This is a genomic window from Bacillus sp. FJAT-49711, assembly GCF_018343715.1.
Lineage (GTDB): Bacteria > Bacillota > Bacilli > Bacillales > Bacillaceae_C > Lederbergia.
Map to the genome: position 1 here is coordinate 1,535,667 of NZ_JAGYPL010000001.1, position 25,762 is coordinate 1,561,428.

The 25,762-nt window shown below is 39.1% G+C and carries 20 protein-coding genes, 14 tRNA genes and 2 rRNA genes; 7 read left to right on the forward strand and 29 right to left on the reverse strand.

Going from position 1 to position 25,762, the window contains the following annotated elements:
* The first annotated feature begins 15 nt into the window (after window positions 1-15).
* From KHA96_RS07455 to KHA96_RS07475, 5 genes are all read left to right on the forward strand, one after another.
* A complete protein-coding gene (locus KHA96_RS07455; RefSeq protein ID WP_213128608.1) occupies window positions 16-903 on the forward strand; it encodes an RluA family pseudouridine synthase in 888 nt (295 codons plus the stop codon).
* Window positions 904-1,000: 97 nt separating this feature from the next.
* Window positions 1,001-1,621 (forward strand): DUF47 domain-containing protein, encoded by a 621-nt coding sequence (locus tag KHA96_RS07460; RefSeq protein ID WP_213128609.1) that lies wholly within the window; start codon window positions 1,001-1,003, stop codon window positions 1,619-1,621.
* A 20-nt stretch (window positions 1,622-1,641) separates the two neighbouring features.
* Window positions 1,642-2,640, forward strand: coding sequence for an inorganic phosphate transporter (locus tag KHA96_RS07465; protein WP_213128734.1), 999 nt, complete (start codon window positions 1,642-1,644; stop codon window positions 2,638-2,640).
* Window positions 2,641-2,729: 89 nt separating this feature from the next.
* Window positions 2,730-3,122, forward strand: coding sequence for a thiol-disulfide oxidoreductase DCC family protein (locus tag KHA96_RS07470; protein WP_213128610.1), 393 nt, complete (start codon window positions 2,730-2,732; stop codon window positions 3,120-3,122).
* 138 nt (window positions 3,123-3,260) lie between these two features.
* Window positions 3,261-4,559, forward strand: a complete 1,299-nt coding sequence (locus tag KHA96_RS07475; RefSeq protein ID WP_213128611.1) for an NCS2 family permease — start codon at window positions 3,261-3,263, stop codon at window positions 4,557-4,559.
* Between the two features lie 187 nt (window positions 4,560-4,746).
* Here KHA96_RS07475 and KHA96_RS07480 read toward each other — a convergent pair whose 3' ends face one another.
* The 6 genes from KHA96_RS07480 to KHA96_RS07505 form a co-directional block, all read right to left on the reverse strand.
* Window positions 4,747-5,544, reverse strand: a complete 798-nt coding sequence (locus KHA96_RS07480; RefSeq protein ID WP_213128612.1) for an ABC transporter ATP-binding protein — start codon at window positions 5,542-5,544, stop codon at window positions 4,747-4,749.
* Window positions 5,522-6,571, reverse strand: coding sequence for an ABC transporter permease (locus tag KHA96_RS07485; protein WP_213128613.1), 1,050 nt, complete (start codon window positions 6,569-6,571; stop codon window positions 5,522-5,524). Before KHA96_RS07485 ends, KHA96_RS07480 begins: the two co-directional genes overlap by 23 nt.
* Window positions 6,572-6,589: 18 nt before the next feature.
* Window positions 6,590-7,633 (reverse strand): ABC transporter substrate-binding protein, encoded by a 1,044-nt coding sequence (locus tag KHA96_RS07490; protein ID WP_213128614.1) that lies wholly within the window; start codon window positions 7,631-7,633, stop codon window positions 6,590-6,592.
* A 356-nt stretch (window positions 7,634-7,989) separates the two neighbouring features.
* A complete protein-coding gene (gene yhbH / locus KHA96_RS07495; protein WP_213128615.1) occupies window positions 7,990-9,156 on the reverse strand; it encodes a sporulation protein YhbH in 1,167 nt (388 codons plus the stop codon).
* 332 nt (window positions 9,157-9,488) lie between these two features.
* Window positions 9,489-11,384, reverse strand: coding sequence for a PrkA family serine protein kinase (locus KHA96_RS07500; protein ID WP_213128616.1), 1,896 nt, complete (start codon window positions 11,382-11,384; stop codon window positions 9,489-9,491).
* A 488-nt stretch (window positions 11,385-11,872) separates the two neighbouring features.
* Window positions 11,873-13,420: a DHA2 family efflux MFS transporter permease subunit gene (locus KHA96_RS07505; protein ID WP_213128617.1), complete on the reverse strand. Its 1,548-nt coding sequence runs from the start codon at window positions 13,418-13,420 to the stop codon at window positions 11,873-11,875.
* Window positions 13,421-13,581: 161 nt separating this feature from the next.
* Here KHA96_RS07505 and KHA96_RS07510 point away from each other — a divergent pair, with 161 nt between their 5' ends.
* Complete coding sequence (locus KHA96_RS07510) at window positions 13,582-14,472, forward strand: TetR/AcrR family transcriptional regulator (RefSeq protein WP_213128618.1); 891 nt, start codon at window positions 13,582-13,584, stop codon at window positions 14,470-14,472.
* A gap of 46 nt (window positions 14,473-14,518) precedes the next feature.
* Here the strand turns inward: KHA96_RS07510 and trmL are convergent, their stop codons facing one another.
* From trmL to queG, 3 genes are all read right to left on the reverse strand, one after another.
* Entirely contained in the window at window positions 14,519-14,992 is a 474-nt protein-coding gene (trmL, locus tag KHA96_RS07515; protein WP_213128619.1) for a tRNA (uridine(34)/cytosine(34)/5-carboxymethylaminomethyluridine(34)-2'-O)-methyltransferase TrmL, read from the reverse strand.
* Window positions 14,993-15,028: 36 nt separating this feature from the next.
* Window positions 15,029-15,895 (reverse strand): amidase domain-containing protein, encoded by an 867-nt coding sequence (locus tag KHA96_RS07520; RefSeq protein WP_213128620.1) that lies wholly within the window; start codon window positions 15,893-15,895, stop codon window positions 15,029-15,031.
* Window positions 15,896-15,958: 63 nt separating this feature from the next.
* Window positions 15,959-17,104, reverse strand: coding sequence for a tRNA epoxyqueuosine(34) reductase QueG (queG, locus tag KHA96_RS07525; protein ID WP_213128621.1), 1,146 nt, complete (start codon window positions 17,102-17,104; stop codon window positions 15,959-15,961).
* Window positions 17,105-17,187: 83 nt separating this feature from the next.
* On the opposite strand from queG, the gene KHA96_RS07530 reads away from it, so the two are divergent.
* On the forward strand, window positions 17,188-17,871 hold the full coding sequence (locus KHA96_RS07530) for a B3/B4 domain-containing protein (protein WP_213128622.1): 684 nt from the start codon (window positions 17,188-17,190) through the stop codon (window positions 17,869-17,871).
* A gap of 26 nt (window positions 17,872-17,897) precedes the next feature.
* On the opposite strand, the gene KHA96_RS07535 is transcribed toward KHA96_RS07530, so the two are convergent.
* The 20 genes from KHA96_RS07535 to KHA96_RS07630 form a co-directional block, all read right to left on the reverse strand.
* Window positions 17,898-17,971, reverse strand: a tRNA-Gly gene (locus tag KHA96_RS07535).
* A gap of 343 nt (window positions 17,972-18,314) precedes the next feature.
* Window positions 18,315-18,857, reverse strand: coding sequence for a hypothetical protein (locus tag KHA96_RS07540; protein WP_213128623.1), 543 nt, complete (start codon window positions 18,855-18,857; stop codon window positions 18,315-18,317).
* Window positions 18,858-18,932: 75 nt separating this feature from the next.
* Entirely contained in the window at window positions 18,933-19,766 is an 834-nt protein-coding gene (locus KHA96_RS07545) for a sugar phosphate isomerase/epimerase family protein (RefSeq protein ID WP_213128624.1), read from the reverse strand.
* Window positions 19,767-19,856: 90 nt separating this feature from the next.
* On the reverse strand, window positions 19,857-20,951 hold the full coding sequence (locus tag KHA96_RS07550) for a Gfo/Idh/MocA family oxidoreductase (RefSeq protein ID WP_213128625.1): 1,095 nt from the start codon (window positions 20,949-20,951) through the stop codon (window positions 19,857-19,859).
* On the reverse strand, window positions 20,920-21,642 hold the full coding sequence (locus KHA96_RS07555) for an SDR family NAD(P)-dependent oxidoreductase (RefSeq protein ID WP_213128626.1): 723 nt from the start codon (window positions 21,640-21,642) through the stop codon (window positions 20,920-20,922). The genes KHA96_RS07550 and KHA96_RS07555 overlap by 32 nt, the downstream gene beginning before the upstream one ends.
* Before the next feature lie 180 nt (window positions 21,643-21,822).
* Window positions 21,823-21,905 (reverse strand) — tRNA-Leu (locus KHA96_RS07560).
* 8 nt (window positions 21,906-21,913) lie between these two features.
* Window positions 21,914-21,987: transfer RNA gene (locus KHA96_RS07565), tRNA-Cys, on the reverse strand.
* Window positions 21,988-21,995: 8 nt separating this feature from the next.
* Window positions 21,996-22,070 (reverse strand) — tRNA-Gly (locus KHA96_RS07570).
* Between the two features lie 5 nt (window positions 22,071-22,075).
* Window positions 22,076-22,147: transfer RNA gene (locus tag KHA96_RS07575), tRNA-Gln, on the reverse strand.
* A 32-nt stretch (window positions 22,148-22,179) separates the two neighbouring features.
* Window positions 22,180-22,254 (reverse strand) — tRNA-His (locus tag KHA96_RS07580).
* A 9-nt stretch (window positions 22,255-22,263) separates the two neighbouring features.
* Window positions 22,264-22,337 (reverse strand) — tRNA-Trp (locus KHA96_RS07585).
* Between the two features lie 9 nt (window positions 22,338-22,346).
* A tRNA-Tyr gene (locus tag KHA96_RS07590) sits at window positions 22,347-22,431 on the reverse strand.
* Between the two features lie 22 nt (window positions 22,432-22,453).
* A tRNA-Phe gene (locus tag KHA96_RS07595) sits at window positions 22,454-22,529 on the reverse strand.
* Window positions 22,530-22,588: 59 nt separating this feature from the next.
* Window positions 22,589-22,665, reverse strand: a tRNA-Asp gene (locus KHA96_RS07600).
* 75 nt (window positions 22,666-22,740) lie between these two features.
* Window positions 22,741-22,814 (reverse strand) — tRNA-Met (locus KHA96_RS07605).
* A gap of 11 nt (window positions 22,815-22,825) precedes the next feature.
* Window positions 22,826-22,900: transfer RNA gene (locus KHA96_RS07610), tRNA-Glu, on the reverse strand.
* 17 nt (window positions 22,901-22,917) lie between these two features.
* Window positions 22,918-23,009: transfer RNA gene (locus KHA96_RS07615), tRNA-Ser, on the reverse strand.
* A 4-nt stretch (window positions 23,010-23,013) separates the two neighbouring features.
* Window positions 23,014-23,088, reverse strand: a tRNA-Asn gene (locus KHA96_RS07620).
* 10 nt (window positions 23,089-23,098) lie between these two features.
* A 5S ribosomal RNA gene (rrf, locus tag KHA96_RS07625) occupies window positions 23,099-23,214 on the reverse strand.
* A gap of 260 nt (window positions 23,215-23,474) precedes the next feature.
* Window positions 23,475-25,762, reverse strand: a 23S ribosomal RNA gene (locus tag KHA96_RS07630); the annotation flags it as partial.

Sequence of the window (25,762 nt, forward strand, 5' to 3'; positions counted from 1 at the left end):
TCAAGGAGCATAAAAATGAATAGTACAAGAATGAAAATAATTATTCAAGATGAATGGACAAGTATGAATATAGAAGAGTTATTTCGTAATATATGGGAATTTCCTAAAAAAGTAATGCATGAGTTAAGAATGGACAAAGCGGTCTCTGTAAATGGACAAGTAATAAATTGGAACACTCCGTTAAAACATAAGGATGAAATTATCATTAACTTAAGGGAATCTCACGACGTGGACACTCCATCTCCTCATCCGTTGGAAATACTTTACGAAGACGACTATTTATTGGCAGTAAATAAACCAGCTGGAATGGCGACTCATCCGAACGAAAATGAAAAAAATTCTCTCGTTAATGCTGTTGCTTATTATTTACAGAGTACAGAGCAAATACATAAGGCCCGACATATCCATCGCCTTGACAAAAATACGACTGGTGTCGTTCTGTTTGCAAAAAATGCTTTAAGCAAAGTGGTTCTTGATAAAATGCTGAATGATAGGAAAATCAAACGTACTTATTGGGCTCTAGCTGACGGTATTATCAAAAGAAGAAAAGGTGATATAACAGCACCGATAGGAAGAGATCGCCATCATCCAACGAGAAGAAGGGTTTCCAAGACAGGGCAGCAAGCGATAACACATTATAACGTATTAGAAACCTTTTTAAAGGAAAACTTATCACTAATCGAATGTTCATTGGATACGGGTAGAACACATCAAATTCGGGTACATCTATCTTATATAGGCCATCCACTTAGTGGAGATAAGTTGTATGGCGGAAGCGCTCATTTTCAAAGACAGGCGCTTCATGCTCGTAAACTGGAATTCACTCACCCATTTACCTTAGATAACATACAGGTCATTGCACCTTTTTTGGATAATCCTCCAATATTTGAACAGTTTCTATAAATGAGTTTTGCTTTAAAGTCGACAAAAACTTTTAACTTTTGACGTTTTGCGATAAAATAATATAGGTTCATCACAATGCCATCCGGGAGGGCTAAAAATGGTCTTTAAAAGAAAAAAAGATAAATTTGCTATACTACTTGAAAAGATAGCTGCCAACTTAAAAGAAAGCTCAATCTACTTTGCTGATTTTAAGCTGAATAGTAAAGAAGATACTAAAACTTTCGCAGCAAAAATGAAAGAATATGAAACAATCGGTGATACATATGTCCATGAGATTATAAAGGAATTAAATAATTCTTTTATAACCCCTATTGAAAGAGAAGATTTACTTACACTTTCAATGATTATGGATGATGTACTTGATGGAATGGAAAATTGTGCGGCTTTATTCGAAATGTATTCCATTGTGCATGCCGATGAGTATATGTATAAATTCGTAGATGCAATAAAAAAATGTGTGGATGAAATTGAAATTTGCATCGGTTTAATTTTCAGTAAAAAGCTGCCAGAAGTACGTCCACATGCGATTAAAATTAAAGATTATGAATCCAAATGCGATGATGTGTTAAGAGAATGTATTAAACATCTTTTCTCAGTAGAAACAGATCCGATTCGTTTAATTAAATACAAAGAGATCTATGAAAACCTTGAGAAAACAACTGACAGCTGCCAAGGCGTTGCAAATACCCTTGAAAGTATCGTCATGAAAAATGCATAAGGGAGTCCTATAAAATGGGAATAGATTCAGTACTTATTATTACAATTGTTATAGTTATTGCAGCCCTTGCATTTGATTTCATTAATGGTTTTCATGATACTGCAAATGCTATAGCAACAGCTGTTTCGACAAAAGCTTTGAAACCGCGCCATGCAATTGTTTTAGCAGCTTCCATGAATTTTATTGGTGCGTTGACCTTTACTGGGGTCGCACAAACTATCACGAAGGATATTGTTAATCCTTTTACATTAAATAACGGTACTACTGTAATTTTAGCGGCATTAATATCAGCTATTGCTTGGAATTTAATTACTTGGTATTACGGTATTCCTAGTAGTTCTTCTCATGCGTTAATTGGGTCTATTGCGGGTGCGGCCATTGCAGCAGCTGGATTTAGTACAATAAAATATGCAGGATTTTTAAAAATCATCCAAGCTCTTATTTTTTCACCGCTCATTGCTTTTGCCGTAGGTTTTATCATCTATACAATATTTAAAATGGAATTTAAGAATTTAAGTTTAGCAAAAACGAATAAAGGATTTCGTTATATACAAATTGCTACAGCAGCATTACAGTCTTATACTCATGGTACGAATGATGCCCAAAAATCAATGGGTATTATAACGATGGCACTTATCGCTAGTAATTTACATACAACTACAGACATCCCTTTCTGGGTTCAATTTTCCTGTGCGTTAGCCATGGGGCTTGGGACATCTGTAGGTGGTTGGAAGATTATTAAAACGGTCGGCGGAAAAATCATGAAAATTCGCCCAGTTAATGGAGTTGCTGCTGATTTAAGCTCCGCTTTAATTATTTTTGGTGCAACTTATATTCATTTGCCTGTTAGTACGACACATGTTATTACTTCATCTATTTTAGGTGTTGGTTCTTCTCATAGAATTCGTGGTGTTAAATGGGATACGGCGCAAAGAATGATTATCACATGGTTTATTACATTACCAATAACTGGATTATTAGCTGCAGCCATATACTATGTATTAAATTTATTTATGTAATTAAAGAAGCCCTCCCTATTGTGGAGGTTTTTTATATTGTTTTTTTAGTGTGAAAAGTTAATAATAAAGATAAAGAAAGGGGAATAACAATGTCTGCTCTCATTTTATTTGATGGCCAATGTAATTTTTGCAATTCAAGTGTGCAATTCATCATAAAACGGGATAATGGTGGACATTTTCAATATGCATCACTACAAAGTGAATATGGACAGTCATTGTTGAAAAAATATAAAATCCCCGCTGATACGGATAGCTTAGTTTTGATTGAAAATAAAGCAGCATATATTAAAACGACTGCGGCTTTGCGTATTTGTAAAAAAATGAATTCCCCTATGAAATGGCTTTATCTATTTATTTTTATCCCACCACCAATACGCGATTTGTTTTATAATATATTCGCTAAATATCGATATAAATGGTTTGGAAAAACCGAAAGCTGTATGTTGCCTTCACCTGAAATTCGAAAGCGATTTTTATCATAGTAGGAAAGCATTCCAATTATTTTTTGGGAATGCTTTTTAATTTTTTCTGGGGGTAATAATAATATTACTTGCATATCTGCGTAAAAACGAATATTATACATAATGTATTAATAATTGTTCGCCTTTGGAGGTATATATATGTTTAAACTTAAAGAAAATAATTCGAATGTTAAAACAGAATTGATTGCTGGTCTGACAACTTTTTTAACAATGGCTTATATCATTGTCGTCAACCCAATCATACTTAAAGATGCAGGGGTACCTTTTGAACAAGTGTTTTCAGCGACCATCATCGCAACAGTCATTGGTACCTTGTGGATGGCGGTTGCAGCGAATTATCCAATCGCCATTGCACCAGGGATGGGCCTAAATGCATATTTTGCTTATTCCGTAGTAGGTACGCACAACATTAGTTATCAAACTGCTTTCGCTGCTGTTTTTATTGCTGGTATTATTTTTATTATTTTATCATTAACACCTTTTCGTAAAATACTGATCGAAGCGATTCCTGAAAATCTTAAGCACGGGATCACAGCTGGAATTGGTTTGTTTATTGCCTTTATTGGGATGCGTATGAGCGGGATGATTGTTGCCCACCCATCCAACCTTGTTGCGTTAGGCGACCTTCATTCATCTGGAGTGATATTAACCCTTATTGGGCTTGCGGTCACGTTAATCCTTATGGCTTTAAGGGTACATGGCGCATTGTTTTTGGGAATGATTGTAACAGGAATAATAGCTTATTTCACTGGTCAGCTTTCTTTCGTAGATGGGTTGGTTCAAAAGCCTTCGCTTCCTGAAGGATTAATGGTGGCGAATCCTGTTTCAGCATTAGTAGATGTAATTCAGCATAGCTTATATGCAGTCGTCTTTTCATTTTTACTAGTGACCATATTCGATACAACGGGTACGATGATCGGTGTTGCTGAACAAGCCGGATTAATGAAAGGCGGTTCAATGCCGCGTGTACGTCAGGCTTTATTAGCAGATTCTGTTGCCACTTCAGTTGGGGCCTTGTTCGGTACTAGCCCGACTAGCGCCTACGTGGAATCAACTGCCGGGGTTGCAGCAGGTGGAAGAACAGGACTTACTACCGTTACCGTTTCGGTCTTGTTTATCATTGCAGCCTTTTTCGGTCCGCTAGTCAGTGCAGTATCTGGAATTGCAGCTATTACATCTCCTGCATTAATTATTGTAGGAAGCTTGATGATGGGAGCGATTGCCAAAATTAAATGGGACGAATTGGATGAGGCGTTCCCAGCATTTTTAATTATTTTGAGTATGCCGCTGACTTCCAGTATTGCAACTGGAATTGCATTAGGATTTATCTCTTTTCCAATTTTAAAAGTTGTGACAGGGAAATGGAAGGCCGTTCATCCTCTAGTATACATTTTTGCGGTATTATTCCTTTACCAACTCGTGTTCCTGCCGCATTAATTCAATAACGTATTGTGAATCAGACAGCAGCTCTGTTATGGGCTCTGTCTTTTTTTAGTTTCCTCTCTCGATTGTGTAGGATTCGGACGGCAAATTCTGCTTTGAGGGATTAACTTTTTAATCAGAGGTGTGTTTCCTTTTATTTCAACAAAAAAGAGGTTATTCATAATGAATAGCCTCTTCTTTATTATATCGATAACAATGCTTTATCATCAGTCATCATTTCTCCGCGTATACGTTGGAATTCCGCCATTAGTTTATCTATGGTCAGTTCATGCTTTTTATCGGAATCGACTTCCAAAATCACTTGTCCTTTGTCCATCATGATTAATCGATTTCCTAGATCAAGTGCTTGTTGCATATTGTGAGTGACCATCAGCGTCGTTAATTGATCCTTTTCGACTAGTTGCTTCGTTAAGTTTGTTATTAATTCCGCTCTAGAAGGATCTAGAGCCGCTGTATGCTCATCTAATAATAAAATGGACGGTTTAGTAAATGTAGCCATCAATAAAGACAGTGCTTGCCTTTCTCCGCCAGAAAGCAACCCTACTTTCGCGTTTAGGCGATTTTCAAGATTTAAATGAAGTGATTCTAGAGAATCCCGGAAAAACTCCCGCCTTTTTTTATCCACACCTATCCTAAGACCTCTTTTTTTATTACGTGAATAGGCCATGGCAAGGTTTTCTTCAATTGTCATATTCGGAGCCGTGCCCGCCATTGGGTCTTGAAACACTCTCCCGATAAACTGTGATCTCTTAAATTCAGGAAGCTTCGTAACATTTTTCCCATCTATAAGTACATTACCGAAATCAGGTGTCAACGCTCCAGAAATCATATTCATTAAAGTCGATTTTCCAGCACCATTACTGCCGATAACTGTTACGAAATCACCTGACTTTAGTTCCAGATTAATTTGATCAAGTGCTATTTTCTCATCAAGTGTTGCTTCATTAAAAATTTTATTAATCTGTTCTAGCTTCAGCAACAGGCTTCCCCTCCCCTTTTTCAAACTTGGAAAGAGCAGCTAGTCTCTCTGCATTGCGCTTCGCTTTTCTTTTCTTTTCTCTACTTTTTTCGAACATTTGCGGAACGATTAAAGCTAAAATAACAATAATAGCTGTAATCAGTTTCATATCTCCCGTATCGAGCAATTTAACTCTAAGAGCAAGGCCAAGCACAATTCGATAAATAATCGCACCAGCGACGACTGCAAGGGTCGTTCTCACGATTGTTTTAGTCCCAAATATCGCTTCTCCGATAATGACTGAAGCAAGTCCTATAATAATCATCCCAATTCCCATTCCAATATCCGAAAACTTAGAATACTGGGCAATCAATGCACCTGAGAAAGCGACTAATCCATTTGAGATTCCTAAGCCGAGAATGATCAAATTATCGGTATTGGCCGAAAAACTTCTAATCATTCGTCTATTATCACCGGTAGCGCGAATAGCAAGGCCTACTTCAGTTTGTAAAAACCAGTCAGCAATAAATTTAATTAATAATGTTACTAAAATCATTAGGAAAAAGATTCCCCATGTTTTAGGTAAAAACTGAACGCCTAAATTGGAGAAAAATTGATTTAAAGCTGAATCGATTCCAAGAGATCCCCAAAACTGATCGAACTTTGAAAATATAGTATCCTCTTTCATTAAAGAAATATTAGGCCGCCCTACTGAATTCTCTGTAGTCAATCCCATAATTCTTAAGTTGATAGAATATAAGGCAATCATCATTAAAATACCCGATAACAAGGCATTTATTTTTCCTTTTGTATGCAAAAGACCTGTTATACAACCTGCCAAAAAGCCCACTATAAGGGCCGATAAAGTTGCAATAATCGGGTGATATCCGAAAAAAATCATGGTAGCAGCTGTACTTGCACCAGTAACAAAGCTCCCATCGACAGTTAAGTCTGGAAAATCAAGCACTCGGAATGTAAGATACACTCCAAGTGCCATAATAGCATAGATGATTCCTTGCTCTACGGAGCCGAACATTGCTGCAAACATATAAGAATCATCTCCAATCTATTCTAATTCTGCTTTCCATTCATCCTTGATTTCTAATCCAATTGTTTCTGCTGTCTCTTTATTCATAACGAGTTTTAGATTTTGTGGCACTTGTGCAGGAATATCAGCTGGTTTTACACCATCTTTTAAAATTTTCACAGCCATTTGCCCTGCTTCATAGCCGATATCATAATATTCAAATCCGTATGCCCCAAGACCGCCATTTCTAACAGAATCAAATTCTCCAACCATTAAAGGCAGTTTATTACTATTTGCAACATCCACTACAGAATCAAGTGCTGATACTACAGTATTATCGGTAATGATGTAAAGTGAATCAACCTGACCTAGTAATGATTCAGTCGCTTGTTTAACTTCCGCTGAAGTTGAAACTGATGCTTCTACAACTGTAATGCCAAGTTCTTCTGCAGCCTTTTTAGCAGTATCTACTTGTGCTCGAGAATTTTGTTCACCAGAGTTAAATACCATACCAACTTTTTTAGCATCTAGCTCTTCTTTTAAAAATTTCATCGTATTTGGAATCGCGTCTGGATGATTGTCGATTGTCCCTGTAACATTCCCACCAGGCTTTTCCATCGATTCAACTAGTTCCGCGCCAACTGCATCTGTGACAGAAGTGAAAACAATCGGAATATCCTGAGTTTCGCTTGCAACAGATTGTGCACTTGGTGTCGAATTGGCGAAAATTAAGTCAACACCAGCATTTACAAGATTTGTTGCGATTGTAGGGTTATTGTTAGGTTCACCAAGAGCGTTTTGCACATCCCATTCTACATCTAACCCTGCATCTTCTATAGCCTTTTTAAATCCGTCAAACGCTGCATTTAATGAGTCATGCTCAACAATTTGGGTTACCCCAATTTTAAACTTTTGTGCAGGCTCTTCGTTTTTGTTTTCATTTTCATTTTGATTTTCTTCTTGTTGGCTGCCGCCTTGATTTTGCCCTTCTTCTTTTGGTGTATTTGAGCTTGTACCGCAAGCAGCAAGCATTAGCATTGCACCAAAAAGTAAAATAGCAAGCTTGTTTAAATTAACTTTCACTATGTATATCCCCCTCAATACAGTTATTTGCTTTTAGCGAAATAACTCACATTTTTTAATCGCCTTTTTTCATAATATATTGGCAATATTTTATCGTAATGTTACACTGCTTTCGACATATAGTCAATAAGATTTCAAATATACAGAAAATTAAAATACGTACTTTAAAGCGTTAAACAGGAAAAGCTTTACCTTATCGACGTACCAATTACTGTGTCTTAGAATTACGCTAAATGATAAAGCAAGTGTTAATAAGGAGATTTATGATTGAGAACGGACAATCTGCCAGTAAATAAACGCTATTGCAAGACAATTAAAAAAAGAAAAAACCGGATGTTATCCGGCTTCCACTGATTTTATACTGTTTGGCGATCGACTTCTTTTTTAAAGAAACTTTTCATCGCATGAAACACATCTGATTTCTGCTTTAAAATATAATAATAAAACTTTTCATCTTTAATATTTTTATAAGCCGACATTAAAGTAGAGTTTCGCTGGTATTGGTTCACTTCACCGTACCCAAACATATTAGTGATATCCATCAATTCATTGACGAGTTTAATACATCTTGGATTATCCGATGTTAAATTATCGCCATCCGAAAAATGAAATGGATATATATTGTAGCGGCTTGGATCATATTTTTCACCTATAACTTCTAGTGCCTTTCTATAAACAGAGGAACATATCGTCCCGCCACTCTCCCCTTTTGAGAAAAATTCTTCCTCTGTCACAACTTTTGCTTCTGTATGATGGGCAATGAATTCAATCGTCACTGATTCATATTTCGTCCTCAAAAAACGTGTCATCCAGAAAAAGAAACTGCGTGCCATATATTTTTCCCAGACTCCCATCGATCCACTTGTATCCATCATCGCTAGTACGACCGCGCTGGATTCAGGCTTTTGTATATCACTCCATGTTTTAAATTTTAAATCTTCTGGAAAAATAGGATAAAAGCTGGGCTCCCCTTTCATCGCATTTCGCTTAAATGCTGACATCATTGTACGTTTTTTATCTATATTTCCCATCAATCCAGTTTTGCGAATATCATTGTATTCGATATGATCGATTTGATTTGTATCAAGTTCTTTACGCTTCAAATTTGGCAATTCTAACTCTTTAAAAAGGGCTTCCTCAAGTTCCAGCATCGAAACTTCCGCTTCATAATAATCTTCTCCGGCTTGATCCCCCGCACCCTGACCTTTTCCTGGACCTTTTTGGCTCGGACCGTCTCTTGCCACGACATCCCCAATCTGACTGTCTCCATCTCCTTGGCCAACATGCTTATTTTTATCGTAATTATAGCGAATTTTATACTCATCCAATGATCTAATTGGAATTTTCACAACGTCCCGTCCATCAGACATAATTATGCTTTCTTCTGTGATTAAATCCGGCAAGTTATTCCGAATTGCCTCTTGGACTTTCTCTTGATGACGCTGTTGGTCATCATGGCCTTTCCGGTGGAGGGACCAATCTTCTTCGGAAACCACGAACTGGTGATGCACTTCTTCTGACATCTATACACCCTCCTTTAAAATTTTTAACTTTTCTATCACCAAAACTTTTTTTGATCATATATTATCTCGACTGTCATCTTCTTCGGTGAAAGGTACTTGTTGTAATTACTCTATCATATGCATAAAAGCAAAAAAATTTACAAAGTGTTTTAGAAAAGGACAGGCCTTCTTAACATTGTTTGCTAAGAAGGCCATTTAATGTTTAGGAAACTTTGTAAATAACTTCCTTAATATTCCGTCAAGCGACTAGCAAACTTTCGGTTTTTTCCTACGACAAGTCAACATCGGCTCGCCTTTATGTCTAGCTACAGGCGCTTTCGCTTTTGAGCTTATTATCGATTTAATAAGCTTCCTACATAACGCAGCAGATCATTGGCCGATGTTGAATTGTATCCATGTTCATCGATAAGACGAGCGACTACTTCATTTATTTTCTTTAATTGCTGCTCATCCGGCGTCTTGGCGGATGTAGTGATTTTTACGACATCCTTCAAATCTGCGAATAGTTTTTTCTGAATTGCTTCCCGTAATCTGTCATGTGATCTGTAATCAAATCGCTTTCCCTTTCTTGCCAATGCTGAAATGCGAATCAATATTTCTTCCCGGAATGCTTTTTTGGCATTTTCTGATATGCCAATTTGTTCTTCGATTGATCTCATTAACTTTTCATCTGGATTTATTTCTTCACCTGTTAGCGGATCTCGAAGCTTCGTTTTATTACAGAATGACTCGACATTATCAAGATAATTATCCATAAGCGTCTTAGCAGATTCTTCATACGAATAAACAAAAGCTTTTTGAACTTCCTTTTTGGCCATCTCATCGTATTCTTTTCTTGCCAAAGATATAAAGTTTAAATACTTTTCTCTCAGTTCTTGTGTTATGGATGGATGTTGATCTAGACCTTCTTTTAACGATCTAAGTACATCTAATGCATTGATGCTTGTTATGCCTTTTCGAATAATAGTAGATGATATCCGGTTGATGACATAGCGGGGATCAATCCCGCTCATTCCTTCTTCCTGGAATTCCTTTTTCATTTCATTTACATCCGCTACATTATATCCTTCTACACTCTCTCCATCATAAAGACGCATTTTCTTCAATAAATCAATATCGCCTCTTTTAGAGTCTTTTAATCTTGTTAAAATCGTAAACATCGCCGCGACTCTAAGTGTATGAGGAGCTATATGGACATCCGCAACATCACTTTCTTTAATCATTTTTTCATATATTCGCTCTTCCTGTGATACTTTCAAGTTATATGGAACAGGCATAACAATAATCCGAGAATGCAAGGCTTCATTCTTTTTATTGGAAATAAAAGAGCGGTATTCCGTTTCGTTTGTATGTGCAACAATCAATTCATCTGCGGAAATTAATGCAAAGCGACCTGCTTTAAAATTTCCTTCTTGTGTCAATGAAAGCAAATGCCACAAGAATTTCTCATCACATTTTAACATTTCCTGAAATTCCATTAATCCACGGTTTGCTTTATTTAATTCACCGTCAAATCGATAGGCTCTTGGATCTGACTCTGATCCGAATTCAGCAATCGTTGAGAAGTCAATACTGCCAGTCAAATCGGCTATATCTTGAGATTTAGGATCCGACGGGCTAAACGTTCCGATTCCTACACGCTTATCCTCCGAAAAGAAAATCCTCTCAATCTGCACATCCTCCAAGCGCCCCCCATATTCCTCTTCAAGCCTCATTGTATTCAGTGGAGAAAGGTTTCCTTCAATCCTAATACCATATTCCTCGTAAAAATCATCTCTTAAATGCAGCGGAATTAAATGTAAAGGATCTTCATGCATTGGACAGCCTTTAATTGCAAAAACAGCTCCTTGATCTGATCGCGTATACGCCTCCAGACCCCTTTTCAGCATCGTAACAAGTGTAGATTTCCCTCCACTTACAGGTCCCATCAATAATAAGATTCTTTTCCGGACGTCTAGTCGTTTGGCTGAAGGATGGAAATACTCTTCAACGAGTTTTTCTAACGCTTCCTCCAGACCAAATAATTGGTGGCTAAAGAATTGATATTCTTTTCGATCGTTGTTTGTTTCGACCCCTGCGTCCTTAATCATATTATATATACGGGAGTGGGATGACTGGGCTACCCACGGCTTTTCTTTCAGCAAATGCAAATAATCGGCAAAGGTTCCTTCCCATTTCAATCTTTCCTCTTGTGAACGGTAATGTTCAATCTTTTTTAAAATATCCATATAGGCCTCCCTTTTGATGAGAGATGATTATTTCATTGTATGCTTATGGACAACTAAACATGAATAAGTTATCATTCACTAACCTGTCATATTTATTTATAATAAAAAGTACGATTCATTCACATTATATTAAAAATGGGCTATAATATTTGCATAATCTTGTTAGATTAAAAGGAGGCTTACATAAATGAAAACAATCATGGTCCTTGGCGTAATCATTGCATTTTTGGCTGCTATTTTTACATCCGGATACGAAGATAAGCCTGGAGTAAATAAAAAATAAGAAAAAAACTTGTCCATTAACCTGCTTCTCCTACACGAAGTGGTGCTTTTAATCAGAACCCTGGACTGAGAAAAAGTTTGCAAGACGAGGAACAAGACTTGTATCCTTCTAATAGGCTGAAGAACGCGAAATTCGCTAGCCGATAGGCCCTGGTGCTGGACTACACAAAAAAACTGCCTTTGATAAGGCAGTTTTTTTGTTTCATTTATTCTGTTGCTACTTGCTTTGACTTGCCTATCGATTTTTCGTCCTGCATTACTTGAACAGGAGGCTTCACTCTTTTAATAAAGAAAGCTAGCACTAATGCTAAAACTGCAATGAAAGTCGAAATTAGAAATGAGTAGGTAATTCCATCAAGCATAGCCTGATGTATAATTTGCTGTTTCAATTCAGCTGCAGCCTCTGCTGATGGTGGAGCGGCGTTAGGATCTACTTGGGACATTGCTTTCGCAGCTAAATCTGCAGCAGAGCTTTCTGTTCGTTTATTCATAATTGTGATCATAAAAGCTGTTCCGATTGCACCTGAGACTTGCTGAAGTGTATTATTCATCGCAGTCCCATGAGGGTTCATTTGCATCGGAAGCTGGTTCATCCCATTTGTCATAACTGGCATCATTACCATAGACATTCCAAACATACGGAAAGTATATAACAGAATAAGATGCATATATGAAGTTTCCATTGTCAAATCTGTAAATAAATATGTTGTTACGATCATTATCGTAAGTCCTACAATCGCAAGAATACGCGCACCATATTTATCGAAGAGGCGTCCAGTAATAGGAGACATGATTCCCATTGCAAGTGCCCCAGGCAACATTAGGAGTCCAGAATCCAAAGGAGAAATTCCTCTCACGGTTTGCACATAAATTGGCGTCAAGATCATTCCGGAAAACATCGACACAGATATAACGATGGATATTGCCGAAGATAAAGCAAACATTGGGTGTTTGTAAATTCGAAATTCAAGCATTGGTTCATCTAATAATAACTGTCGCAAAATAAAGATGAGCAATGCAACTACCCCAAGGGCAATTGTTCCATATACGATTGGAGCTCCCCACCCTTTATCACCAGCTGAACTAAATCCATAAAGCAAGCTTCCAAAAGCGATACTAGATAGAACTAGTGACAGTACATCAAGACGAATATTTTTAAGCGGAGTGATGTTCTTCATCTTAAAAATCGATAAGATTAAGCAAATAATCGCGAAGGGAAGTACGACATCAAACAATGTTCTCCAACTATAATGCTCTATAATATATCCGGATAATGTCGGACCTATTGCAGGTGCTGTAATCATAACAAGGCCAAAAAATCCCATTGCCGTTCCTCTTTTTTCAACTGGAAAAGCAGTCAACATAACATTCATAAGCAATGGCATCATAATGGCAGATCCTGAAGCCTGTATCATTCTTCCAGCCAATAACATTGCAAAAGTTGGTGATAGACTCGCCAACAACGTTCCTAATGAAAATAATGTTAATGCCGTAATTAATAATTTCCGATTAGATATACGCTGGATAAAAAATGCACTAGCAGGAATGAGTATACCGTTTATGAGCATATATCCTGTTGATAACCATTGAACAGTTGGCATGCTTATATCAAATTCATCTTTAATAGATGGGAGTGCAATATTAATTAATGTATTTGTTAAGAACGAAACGAAAGCCCCAAAAAATAAGATGGCAATCGCGCCATATGGTGGCTTTTTTTGTATGGATTGTATATCCAAAGTTGATTCCTCCATTCGTACAGTTAGTATTTCTTTTTAGTTCTTATACTCACCTTTCACATTCTATACCTGCAGTCTATAAAAATCAATAATTTTTTTTGGCTTTTTTTATAAGTTGATTTAAGCTTGATATAACGCTATTATAAAAGTAGACCAACAGTATAAAAGGTGAGAATATGAATGCTAGAAAAAAGCAAATACTTGATGTGGCACATCGTTTATTTATAGAAAAAGGGTTCCAAATAACTTCCATTCAAGACATATTAGATGGTGCTCAAATAGCGAAAGGTACTTTTTATAATCATTTTGCTTCAAAGAATGCCTGTTTAATGGCAATTCTTGATCAAGTAAAAATAAAGGCACACTATATGCGTGAACAACTATCTCTAGGTAAACCTAAAGATGATCCAGAAATTTTTATTCAACAAGTGTTAGTGCGAATGAAAATGAACAGAGAACAAAGTTTACTTGCTCTTTACGAATCTGTTTTTTCTTCTAAAGATGAAGAACTAAAAACATATATGCGCCATCAACATTTCGAAGAACTCAAGTGGACTGCAGAAAGATTAGTTGAATTATTCGGTTCGGGTGCAGAGCGCCATTCTATGGATTATGCTGTAATATTCTTTGGAATTATTCAACAAACGATGCACGTAAAGATGTTTTGTTCAGAAAAGGAATACGGTTTAGAAGATACAGCTCGTTTTGCATTAGACCGCTTGCAAATACTTAGTACTCATCAAAACGACCTAGTGCCGTTTATTCCCACTAATCAGCTATTAATAAAGAGTAATACCTCTTTATATACAAAAGATGAGATTAGAGAAAAAATAAAAACTAAGTTAGATTTTATGGTTTCCCATTTAAAAAATGAAAATGTAGCGAAAACAAAACGAAATTATTTGGAATTTCTCTTATCCGAATTTCAATCAGAGTCTCCAAGGGATTTTTTGATTGAGAGCGTTCTTCATTCAACAGAAAATGTTATTAAAGAATCTGTTTATAAAGAAGAATTAAATGCAATATGCAATTTGGTTCAGGATTATATAGCATATGATGATAAGTAATTTAAAAAAATGAAAAGACCCCATTCAAAAATGGAGTCTTTTCATTTTAGTGAAGATTAGGATACGCTTGCTGCCTAAGGGCTTCATACACAAGGATCGCTGCAGTATTGGATAAATTGAGGGAGCGTACATGATCATTCATTGGAATCCGCAAACATGTATCTTGATGCTTTTCAATTAACTCTTTTGGCAACCCTTTCGTTTCACGTCCAAAAATAAAATAATAATCCATATTTGGATCACTATAATCAAAACTTGTATGAGGTTTTGTACCGTATTTTGTTAAAAAATAATGCTGGCCCTCGTGATTTTCCTTAAAAAACTCCTCTAAGGAATCATAATAAGTAATATCTACATGCTCCCAATAATCTAGACCTGCTCTTTTGAGCATTTTATCATCTGTAGAAAATCCAAGTGGTCTAATTAAATGGAGCTTTGTACCTGTAGCAGCGCATGTTCTCGCTATATTTCCAGTATTGGCTGGGATTTCTGGTTGAAATAATACAATGTGGTTTGACACACAAATTCACCTCTCGTGCCATTATACAACAAAATCCTATGCATCATCTATGATCGTAAACATTTTATATTTAATATTTGGTGTATAGGCGGATGAATCTTCGTAAGCCCAATATCTCATCCTGCTGTTATACGTATGGGCATTTACAAGCGGCATTCCAGCTGCATCCTTTCCAGTAACAATCGTATTATGATCAAAACGCCCGTCCCCTTGGAAATCATAACATATCACATCTCCGAGTTTAAGCTGCATAGGATCTTTCACTTCCCTTGCTTTTAATCCAGCCGTGGATGTTTGAAGATGGGATTTCAAAGAATTAGCGACCGCCCAGCTATAGCTCCAATTTCTATTTTGATGCCACCAACCTTTTGAACGATTCGGATAGCCTCTCATCGGAGCACCTCCAGCATGAAGGCATTGAGATATATAATTCGTACAATCTACATCGAACTTTTTATATGCTGGATTATAGCTATTCCACCATCTCTCGGCATATCTTACCGCGTTCAAGCGGTCATAATAGAAAGATGCACGATGGTCTTTGCTATGTTCTTTTTTTATTATCCTGTCTTCAGTTGCTTCTGGATATATGACTGGCACTTCCACATCCTCAAAGATTGCACCTTTAAAATATGATGCTTTTCGCATTTCTACCTCTTCTTCAAGATAGAAATGACCTCCTTGATGAATGAAGTATTTTAAATGTACATTATAATAAATGAGATCCTGATCATCCATTTGCTCTCTAGATATAATTCTCCCTGTTGCCATCACTTTTACGATTTCTGCTTTTCTTTTCCTAAGAGACTTCTGCTTTTTTATTATTTTTTCATCGTCTATTTTTCTTTTTTGTACAAATTGTTCCGAACGCTCCTCAAGCTTTGCCTTCAATTGTTTTTTCAAAGATATCCCTCCTCAACGATATATATGCAAGAGGAATACGAAGTATAAAAAAAGACGAAGTTTTTATACTTCGTCGCTCACCTTAAAAAATCCTAATCCTTTCTCTATTTCTAATAATACTTCTTTATCCTGCTCTTCTTTTTGCGCATTTAACAAAGCTTCCCTAGCTTCGTCCCCACCGATTTTGCCCAATGCCCATGCTGCAGTGCCTCTCATGACAGGCCGAACATCTTTTCTCATAACCTCAATAAGCTCACTTACTGCTGACTTTTCTTTAAAATGTGCCAAAGCAATAATAGCATTTCGCTGAATGGGCTTTTTGCCCCTCCATGATCCCGAGATTGTTCCAAACTTTTCTCTGAAATCTCGATTTGAAATTGAAAGCAATGGTTGGAGCAGTGGCTTTACAATCTCAGGATCTGGCTCCATTTCAGGATGAAGGTGGAAATCCATTCCTTTATTTTTCGGGCAAATCGTTTGACACGAATCACAGCCATAAACCCGGTTTCCTATTTTTTGTTTATATTCCTCCGGAAGAAAGCCTTTCGTCTGAGTTAGAAAAGCAATACATTGCTGCGCATTTAGCTGGCCAGCTTGCACAAGAGCACCAGTTGGACAAACATCAAGACACAATCTACAATCACCACATTGATCTTGGATAGGTTCATCTGGCTCAAAAGGAAGATTCGTAATCATCTCTCCCAGGTAAACATATGATCCAAATTCCGGTGTAATGATAGAACAATTTTTTCCGCTCCATCCGATCCCTGCCCGCTCAGCAACCGCCCTGTCCACCAATTCTCCCGTATCGACCATTAATTTAAACCGTGAATTTGGAACTCTACTATCTATATATGAAGCAAGCTGCTCCAGTTTCTCTTTTACTAAAACATGGTAATCAATTCCCCACGAAGCCCGGCAAAAGATTCCCCTGCGCTCCCCTTTCATCCCTTTTGGTGCATCTTTCATTCTGGAAGGATAGGCGAGAGCAATAGCTATTATGGAGCGAGGACCATCAAAAATCAGACTAGGATCCGTTCGCTTATCGATATCTTTTTCTTCAAAACCTGATTGATATCCAAGTTCCTGCTGACGTATCAGTAAGTTTTTCATTTCTATAAAAGGATCAGAACTAGCAAATCCAATTTTATCGATTCCGATACTTTTACTATATTCAATTATCTCTTTTTTGAGTTGTTTATAATCCATTGGAATTCCTCCCACTTGCCGTCAAAGACTTTCCTTATGTTTCTATGGTAAACTATTTTTGATTATTTTTGGAGGTGGAATGGTTGGAAATTAGTTTAGCTCCCCAATTATGCAGCGCTTTACCTGATTTAAAAATTGGAATTATCGATTATGAAAACATAATAGTGGAAGAATCACCGCAAATGTTAAAAGGAAGACTACAATTATTTCAAGAATCCTTATTTTTTGATTTAGAGGATACGAATATCACTGACTATGAAGAAATTAAAGAATGGCGAATGATATTCAAACGGCTTGGCAAGGATCCAAATCGATATAGACATTCCGCAGAAGCACTTTATAGACGGGTTAAAAAGCAACAATTTCTTCCTAGTATGAACTCCGCTGCAGATTTAAATAACTTTTTTTCTTTAAAATATAAAATACCGATTGGAATCTATGATAAAGAAAAAATAAAAGGAGATATCGTGATTCGTATTGGGCAAAAGACAGAAATGTACGCAGGTCTGAACGGAAGGGAAAACCAGCTTGAAAATTTATTATTATCAGCGGATGAAGTTGGCCCATTTGGGAGTCCTTTCGTAGATTCCATTCGTACGGCAGTCACAAATAATACGAGAAGTGCTCTCCAGATTGTTTATTTACCATCTGCTTTGAGTATTAGTTCAGCGAAAGAACTGCTCACATCCTTATCCATGATGTTTACTCAAATCAATGGAGGCGAAGCAAAAATAATAATAAAAAACGCAGCACCCCGTTCACTTTAAGAACAAGACACTGCGCTTGGTATGTATGGAGCGGGTGATGGGAATCGAACCCACGACAACAGCTTGGAAGGCTGTAGTTTTACCACTAAACTACACCCGCTCAATTAGGAACTTTTTCATTATATACAAACTGTGACATAAATGCAATGTTTGTAACAAATTGTTCAAACTTTTATTGAAGTATCACAGTGGAATACAGGGAGTTGCAATACTCCCACTTCACACACACAACAGCCTTTTAAATAAATAGTAGTTTGTAGTCTCGTTTCACATTTATTCGCGGAAGAATTTCGAAATAAGCATTCGGTCCGTCCCGATTCATATCAGATCAAGACGGATACCCGAAGAAAATGCTGCCCACCAAATTTAAGTTCGATCTAGACTGAAATACAAAAAGTAAGTTTCGCACCCGAAACCCTTTCTGTACATTTAAAAAAGCGAGCTCATTGAATATATTTTAACGCCTTTTTTGCATTTTTGCTCACTGTTTCCGTATAGCCCCATACTTTCCCATCTAAAGGATCCTCATTTAAATACCCATCTAAATCGTGAACAATACGATGAGCTACAATCAAGCCATTTACATCTTCCGCTTTCATTGCTTTTTCCATTGCATCTAAAGCATTTTGCAAATCGGATTTTACTGTATCTTTTTTTTCATATATCATTATTAATTCAATATCGGCAAATAAGGATTCCAGTTCCTTTTTATTGGACGAAAAGCTAAATTCTTCAGATTTTCCCCAGCCAACAAGACTGTTTAATGTATCATGTGCTTCCTTTATTGCTTCATCCGTTAATACAATATTTTCTGTTTCATCCACTTCTACGTCCACTTGAGCTACTGTTGACTTTTCCTTATTTGTGGGAGAGCCATTTAAAACAGCTTTAGTATCTTTTCCTGAATTACTATATGTAAAATAAATAGCGGTGCCTGCGAGGACTAAAATAAGAGGAATTCCAATTATTAATATCCATTTCTTCAAACCGTATCTCCTCCCCTATTTCGGTAGTGAGAAATATGGCGACACTGTATAAAACGATGTCGCCCATTAATTCTATCATATTGAATACGAATTTCTTACCGTATTAAGTCCGTACTCAGCTACATCAGAAGCTGTTTTCCCTTTAAAATCATTAATGAATAATTCCAAGGATAAATATCCATCATATTGGATTTCGTTCAAAATTTCTGCAATTTCATGCGTTGGAGAAACTCCTTCTCCTGGAAAAACACGGTCTTGATCGGTTATTTCCTCTCTTCCAGGATAATTGGGATAATCATTTAAATGAAAAACTCCGATTTGATCGCCTATTACATTTTTCAATCCAGCAAAATCACTGCCCCCAACATACATATGGAAAGGATCTAATAGCATTTTACCTTTAGGAACATTGCTTTTATCTAACACATAGCGTGCTTCATCCAACGTTGACAGTTTTTTTGCTTTTCCCCAAAACTCAAGAATTGGTTCAACCCCAATTCGCTTTCCGATTTCGACCAAATGTTCAAAATGGCTGGCCATCTCATCTAGGCTAGCATCTGCAACATCACCAAAAGGTGGTGCAGCAATATACTTACATCCTAATGACTCAAGCAATCGCATTTCCTTATCTGCTTGTTCAAAAGCTGCTTTTCGAGTGTCAGCATCAACATCAGCCCATTTAAAAAATGCAATAGCATTTATAAATTCGATATTTCCTTCCTGTAATGCCGATTGAATTTCCTGAACTGTTCCTCCACCCGCAAGATAGGCTTCTATATCTTGCATCCATAACTCAATGCCCTCATAGCCTGCTCTACTAGTCACTCTAATTTGCTCGATAACATTAAGTTTAAATGGGAATAATGTGGATGTGTTAAGCGCTATTTTAAATGGAAACATTTCGCTCATCTCACTTTCTTTTTAATTGCTAACTGGTAGTACTTTACCTAGTTTATGGCTTTCGATTGCTAGCTCAATTAATTTAATATTCATTCTCGCTTATTCAGGTTTAACAGCCAGATCAGTTTTGCCAATAATATGATCATAAACATTTTGATAATAATCTTGGTATGCACCAGGGATTGTTTCTATCGTCCCTTTTACATTAAGTCCACCCACCGTTGTTTCAATGGCACCCCATAGTTCCTCTGGCTCTTTTCCCCAGCTTTGACTATTTGCCGGTGAGTGTCCTTGGATTAATGCTTGTTCTTGTGGATCTGTACCGTACTTGATAAAGGAGCCTTTATCGCCATGTAACATATAGCGAGGCCCTTTCGCACGAACCATTCTTGAAGATTTTAGCGAAACTTTTAAATGATGATCATAGCCAAGGGTCAAATCGAAATAATCGTGAGCCTTCGCGCCTTCACGCTGAATTTGAACATCGGCGAAAATGGTGTTGGGAATTCCAAAAAGACATAAAGCTTGATCCAAAAAGTGAACTCCTAAATCGTATAGTACCCCGGTTCCATCACCGGATTTTTCTCTCCAATTCGTGGATGACGCAATCGGATTAAAACTATCCCAATGAAATTCACATTCCTTCACTTCACCAATCAAACCATTATTTATTATTTTGCGTATTGTCCTAAAATCTCCATCCCAGCGACGATTATGGAATACACTAAGCACTCTATTTTTTTCTTTCGCAAGCGCAATCAATTCATCCGCTTCCTCTGTAGTAGCTGTAAAAGGCTTTTCCACGACAACATGTTTTCCAGCATTAAGAGCATCACGGACAAACTCAACATGGTTAGTACTCGGAGTAGTTACTACAACTAAATCTATTTCTGAATCTATGTATAGATCATTCACAGAGCGGACCACTTCCACCCATGGATATCTTTCTTTTGAAAGATCACTGCGCCGTTCTACTACTTTCTTTAAATTCAAGCCAGGAACTGAAGTGATGACTGGAGCATGAAAGGTCCTTCCTGCAAATCCATATCCGATTAATCCGACATTCAATTGTTTTTCCAAATAAATCGCTCCTATTTCTCTCTTTTCTTCTATTAATTCTGAATATATTATTAGTTTACTATACTTTAGAGTATATTGCTCCTCACCAAGGCCATGCTTCTCCTTCCAAGTCAATAAATGCGGGCTCCTCTGCTAGAAATCGTTTATGATTGAGTACTAAATTCATTATTTTATTCGCCGCAGCATCAGGTGAATATGTAGCTTCTTCATATAGAAATCCTTCCATATATGTTTGCATCCAGCCTGGATGAAATACTAATACTTGGCCGCCTAAAGATAATAAATGTTGATGTAAAATAGCAGATTGCATGTTCAATGCTGCCTTTGACATGCAATACCCATACCAGTTTGTTCTATGGTTCCTTTTAATGCTTCCCGCCTCTGAAGAAATATTTACTACTAACTTTGTATCTCCTTTTAACAATAATTCAACTAAATGATTCGTAACTCTCAATGCCCCAAGAGAATTCACATTAAACAATTGCTTCATTGCCTCAAAATCTTGTGCTTCCAAAATTGTTGAATTCTTCGCCTGATCAATGATTCCTGCATTATTAATAATTAGATCGATATATGAAGTTTTCGATTCTATAAAACTTGCGGCAGCTTCCACACTTTTATCAGTTCCAACATCCAATTTAACCAACTCAAGTTTTTCGGGATACATTGATTTCAATTCTTCTAAAAATAGCCATTCCTCATTATAGCGTCCTGCAAATACTCTATATCCTTTGCCTAATAACCATCGTGTTAAAGATAAACCTAAGCCATGATCGGCCCCTGTTACAAAAGCAACCTTATCCATAACATCCTCCTTAAAATAACGTTTACAATTTATTTTGTTCTTGATACATTTTCTCTTTAATAGGAGGAAAATCCTTTTTTAAAAACACTTTTCATGATTTTCTTTTAAAATAAACTTTTTTTACTTAAAAAGCACAAAAAAATCTTCAACTTAAGAGAGTTGAAGATTTAATAGTCTGTATACCCGAGGCCGGACTTGAACCGGCACGCCCGCGAAGGCAGTGGATTTTGAGTCCACCGTGTCTGCCATTCCACCACTCGGGCAAAGCTTATGGAGGCGGCAACCGGATTTGAACCGGTGATAAGGGTGTTGCAGACCCGTGCCTTACCACTTGGCTATGCCGCCAATTTTAATGGAGCGGAAGACGGGATTCGAACCCGCGACCCCCACCTTGGCAAGGTGGTGTTCTACCACTGAACTACTTCCGCGAATACTGGGCTAGCTGGATTCGAACCAACGAATGACGGAGTCAAAGTCCGTTGCCTTACCGCTTGGCTATAGCCCATCAATTTAAATAAATATCATTATAAAAATAAATGGGGCGACTAGTGGGAATCGAACCCACGATGTCGGAGCCACAATCCGATGCGTTGACCATTTCGCCATAGCCGCCATAATTATTGGCAGGGGTAGTAGGAATCGAACCCACATCAAAGGTTTTGGAGACCTTCGTTTTACCATTAAACTATACCCCTGTATTTAAATGGTGGTGGGGGACGGATTCGAACCGCCGAACCCGGAGGGAGCGGATTTACAGTCCGCCGCGTTTAGCCACTTCGCTACCCCACCAATATATGCATATTTGAATAAATGGTGGCTCAGGACGGAATCGAACCGCCGACACAAGGATTTTCAGTCCTTTGCTCTACCGACTGAGCTACTGAGCCTATGTATGTAATAAATCTAATTTGATTTGTATCTAACTAAATGTAGTAGATACAATATATGGCGGTCCGGACGGGACTCGAACCCGCGACCTCCTGCGTGACAGGCAGGCATTCTAACCAACTGAACTACCGGACCAAAGTTTTTTCAAGTGAAACTTGAAAAAAACTCACCTTATTATTTTCGAATATACTCGAAAATAACTTAGTTAAATTGCGGGGGCAGGATTTGAACCTGCGACCTTCGGGTTATGAGCCCGACGAGCTACCGGACTGCTCCACCCCGCGATAATAATTAATGGTGACCCCTACGGGATTCGAACCCGTGTTACCGCCGTGAAAGGGCGGTGTCTTAACCGCTTGACCAAGGGGCCATATATTTTTGTATGAATGGCGGAGAGCAAGGGATTTGAACCCTTGAGACAGCGTTAGCCGCCTACACGATTTCCAATCGTGCTCCTTCGGCCACTCGGACAGCTCTCCAATATGGCTCCGCAGGTAGGATTCGAACCTACGACCGATCGGTTAACAGCCGATAGCTCTACCACTGAGCTACTGCGGAATGATAGGTCGCCTGGCAACGTCCTGCTCTTGCAAGGGGAGACCCCTTACTACCATCGGCGCTGAAGAGCTTAACTTCCGTGTTCGGGATGGGAACGGGTGTGACCTCTTCGCCATCGTCACCAGACAAATCATAATCGACATACTTTATTATAATATGTTTTATGTATTTTTCAAGAGAAATCTTTCATTCCCTCAAAACCAGATAATAGAGAAAACAAACCTTTTTCGAATCTAGCTCCAGCGCCTATCGACTAGCCAACTTCCGGGTCTTTTCCCTACGATAAGTCAACATCGATTCGCCTTACGGCTTATCGTGTTTCCTTTATCTCAGTCAAAGCCCCTGCAGTTTGTACGTCGATGAACAGGCGCTTCCGCTTTTTAATTTAGATTAAGTCCTCGATCGATTAGTATCCGTCAGCTCCATGTGTCGCCACACTTCCACACCGGACCTATCAACCTGATCATCTTTCAGGGATCTTACTCGCTTGCGCGATGGGAAATCTCATCTTGAGGGGGGCTTCATGCTTAGATGCTTTCAGCACTTATCCCGTCCGCACATAGCTACCCAGCGATGCCTTTGGCAAGACAACTGGTACACCAGCGGTGCGTCCATCCCGGTCCTCTCGTACTAAGGACAGCTCCTCTCAAATTTCCTGCGCCCGCGACGGATAGGGACCGAACTGTCTCACGACGTTCTGAACCCAGCTCGCGTACCGCTTTAATGGGCGAACAGCCCAACCCTTGGGACCGACTACAGCCCCAGGATGCGATGAGCCGACATCGAGGTGCCAAACCTCCCCGTCGATGTGAACTCTTGGGGGAGATAAGCCTGTTATCCCCGGGGTAGCTTTTATCCGTTGAGCGATGGCCCTTCCATGCGGAACCACCGGATCACTAAGCCCGACTTTCGTCCCTGCTCGACTTGTAGGTCTCGCAGTCAAGCTCCCTTGTGCCTTTACACTCTACGAATGATTTCCAACCATTCTGAGGGAACCTTTGGGCGCCTCCGTTACTCTTTAGGAGGCGACCGCCCCAGTCAAACTGCCTGCCAGACACTGTCTCCCACCCGGATTACGGGTGCGGGTTAGAAGGTCAGTACAGCAAGGGTAGTATCCCACCGATGCCTCCACCGAAGCTGGCGCTCCGGTTTCCAAGGCTCCTACCTATCCTGTACAAGCTGCACCAACATTCAATATCAGGCTGCAGTAAAGCTCCACGGGGTCTTTCCGTCCTGTCGCGGGTAACCTGCATCTTCACAGGTACTATAATTTCACCGAGTCTCTCGTTGAGACAGTGCCCAGATCGTTGCGCCTTTCGTGCGGGTCGGAACTTACCCGACAAGGAATTTCGCTACCTTAGGACCGTTATAGTTACGGCCGCCGTTTACTGGGGCTTCAATTCGCACCTTCGGTTTGCACCTAAGCGCTCCTCTTAACCTTCCAGCACCGGGCAGGCGTCAGCCCCTATACTTCGCCTTGCGGCTTCGCAGAGACCTGTGTTTTTGCTAAACAGTCGCCTGGGCCTATTCACTGCGGCTCCCTAGGGCTATTCACCCCTAGGAGCACCCCTTCTCCCGAAGTTACGGGGTCATTTTGCCGAGTTCCTTAACGAGAGTTCTCTCGATCACCTTAGGATTCTCTCCTCGCCTACCTGTGTCGGTTTGCGGTACGGGCACCTTTTACCTCGCTAGAGGCTTTTCTTGGCAGTGTGGAATCAGGAACTTCGGTACTACATTTCCCTCGCCATCACAGCTCCGCTTTAGGATGAAGGATTTGCCTCCACCCCAGCCTAACTGCTTGGACGCGCATATCCAACAGCGCGCTTACCCTATCCTCCTGCGTCCCCCCATTGCTCAAATGGTAAAAAGGTGGTACAGGAATATCAACCTGTTGTCCATCGCCTACGCCTTTCGGCCTCGGCTTAGGCCCCGACTGACCCTGAGCGGACGAGCCTTCCTCAGGAAACCTTAGGCATTCGGTGGAAGGGATTCTCACCCTTCTTTCGCTACTCATACCGGCATTCTCACTTCTAAGCGCTCCACAAGTCCTTCCGGTCTTGCTTCACCGCCCTTAGAACGCTCTCCTACCACTGACATCAAAGATGTCAATCCGCAGCTTCGGTGATCCGTTTAGCCCCGGTACATTTTCGGCGCAGAATCACTCGACCAGTGAGCTATTACGCACTCTTTAAATGGTGGCTGCTTCTAAGCCAACATCCTGGTTGTCTAAGCAACTCCACATCCTTTTCCACTTAACGGATACTTGGGGACCTTAGCTGGCGGTCTGGGCTGTTTCCCTCTTGACTACGGATCTTATCACTCGCAGTCTGACTCCCAAGGATAAGTCATTGGCATTCGGAGTTTGTCTGAATTCGGTAACCCGATGAGGGCCCCTAGTCCAAACAGTGCTCTACCTCCAAGACTCTTCTCCTTGAGGCTAGCCCTAAAGCTATTTCGGAGAGAACCAGCTATCTCCAGGTTCGATTGGAATTTCACCGCTACCCACACCTCATCCCCGCACTTTTCAACGTACGTGGGTTCGGGCCTCCAGCAAGTGTTACCTTGCCTTCACCCTGGACATGGGTAGATCACCTGGTTTCGGGTCTACGACCTCATACTCAAACGCCCTATTCAGACTCGCTTTCGCTGCGGCTCCGTCTCCTCGACTTAACCT

What these genes read in the sequence shown, in the direction of transcription:
- KHA96_RS07545 (WP_213128624.1), bottom strand. Translation starts at nt 19,766, where the DNA reads ATGAGCGAAATGTTTCCATTTAAAATAGCGCTTAACACATCCACATTA.
- KHA96_RS07475 (WP_213128611.1), top strand. Translation starts at nt 3,261, where the DNA reads ATGTTTAAACTTAAAGAAAATAATTCGAATGTTAAAACAGAATTGATT.
- KHA96_RS07485 (WP_213128613.1), bottom strand. Translation starts at nt 6,571, where the DNA reads ATGTTTGCAGCAATGTTCGGCTCCGTAGAGCAAGGAATCATCTATGCT.
- yhbH (WP_213128615.1), bottom strand. Translation starts at nt 9,156, where the DNA reads ATGTCAGAAGAAGTGCATCACCAGTTCGTGGTTTCCGAAGAAGATTGG.
- queG (WP_213128621.1), bottom strand. Translation starts at nt 17,104, where the DNA reads ATGGATTATAAACAACTCAAAAAAGAGATAATTGAATATAGTAAAAGT.
- KHA96_RS07455 (WP_213128608.1), top strand. Translation starts at nt 16, where the DNA reads ATGAATAGTACAAGAATGAAAATAATTATTCAAGATGAATGGACAAGT.
- KHA96_RS07460 (WP_213128609.1), top strand. Translation starts at nt 1,001, where the DNA reads ATGGTCTTTAAAAGAAAAAAAGATAAATTTGCTATACTACTTGAAAAG.
- KHA96_RS07555 (WP_213128626.1), bottom strand. Translation starts at nt 21,642, where the DNA reads ATGGATAAGGTTGCTTTTGTAACAGGGGCCGATCATGGCTTAGGTTTA.
- KHA96_RS07510 (WP_213128618.1), top strand. Translation starts at nt 13,582, where the DNA reads ATGAATGCTAGAAAAAAGCAAATACTTGATGTGGCACATCGTTTATTT.
- KHA96_RS07500 (WP_213128616.1), bottom strand. Translation starts at nt 11,384, where the DNA reads ATGGATATTTTAAAAAAGATTGAACATTACCGTTCACAAGAGGAAAGA.
- KHA96_RS07505 (WP_213128617.1), bottom strand. Translation starts at nt 13,420, where the DNA reads ATGGAGGAATCAACTTTGGATATACAATCCATACAAAAAAAGCCACCA.
- KHA96_RS07470 (WP_213128610.1), top strand. Translation starts at nt 2,730, where the DNA reads ATGTCTGCTCTCATTTTATTTGATGGCCAATGTAATTTTTGCAATTCA.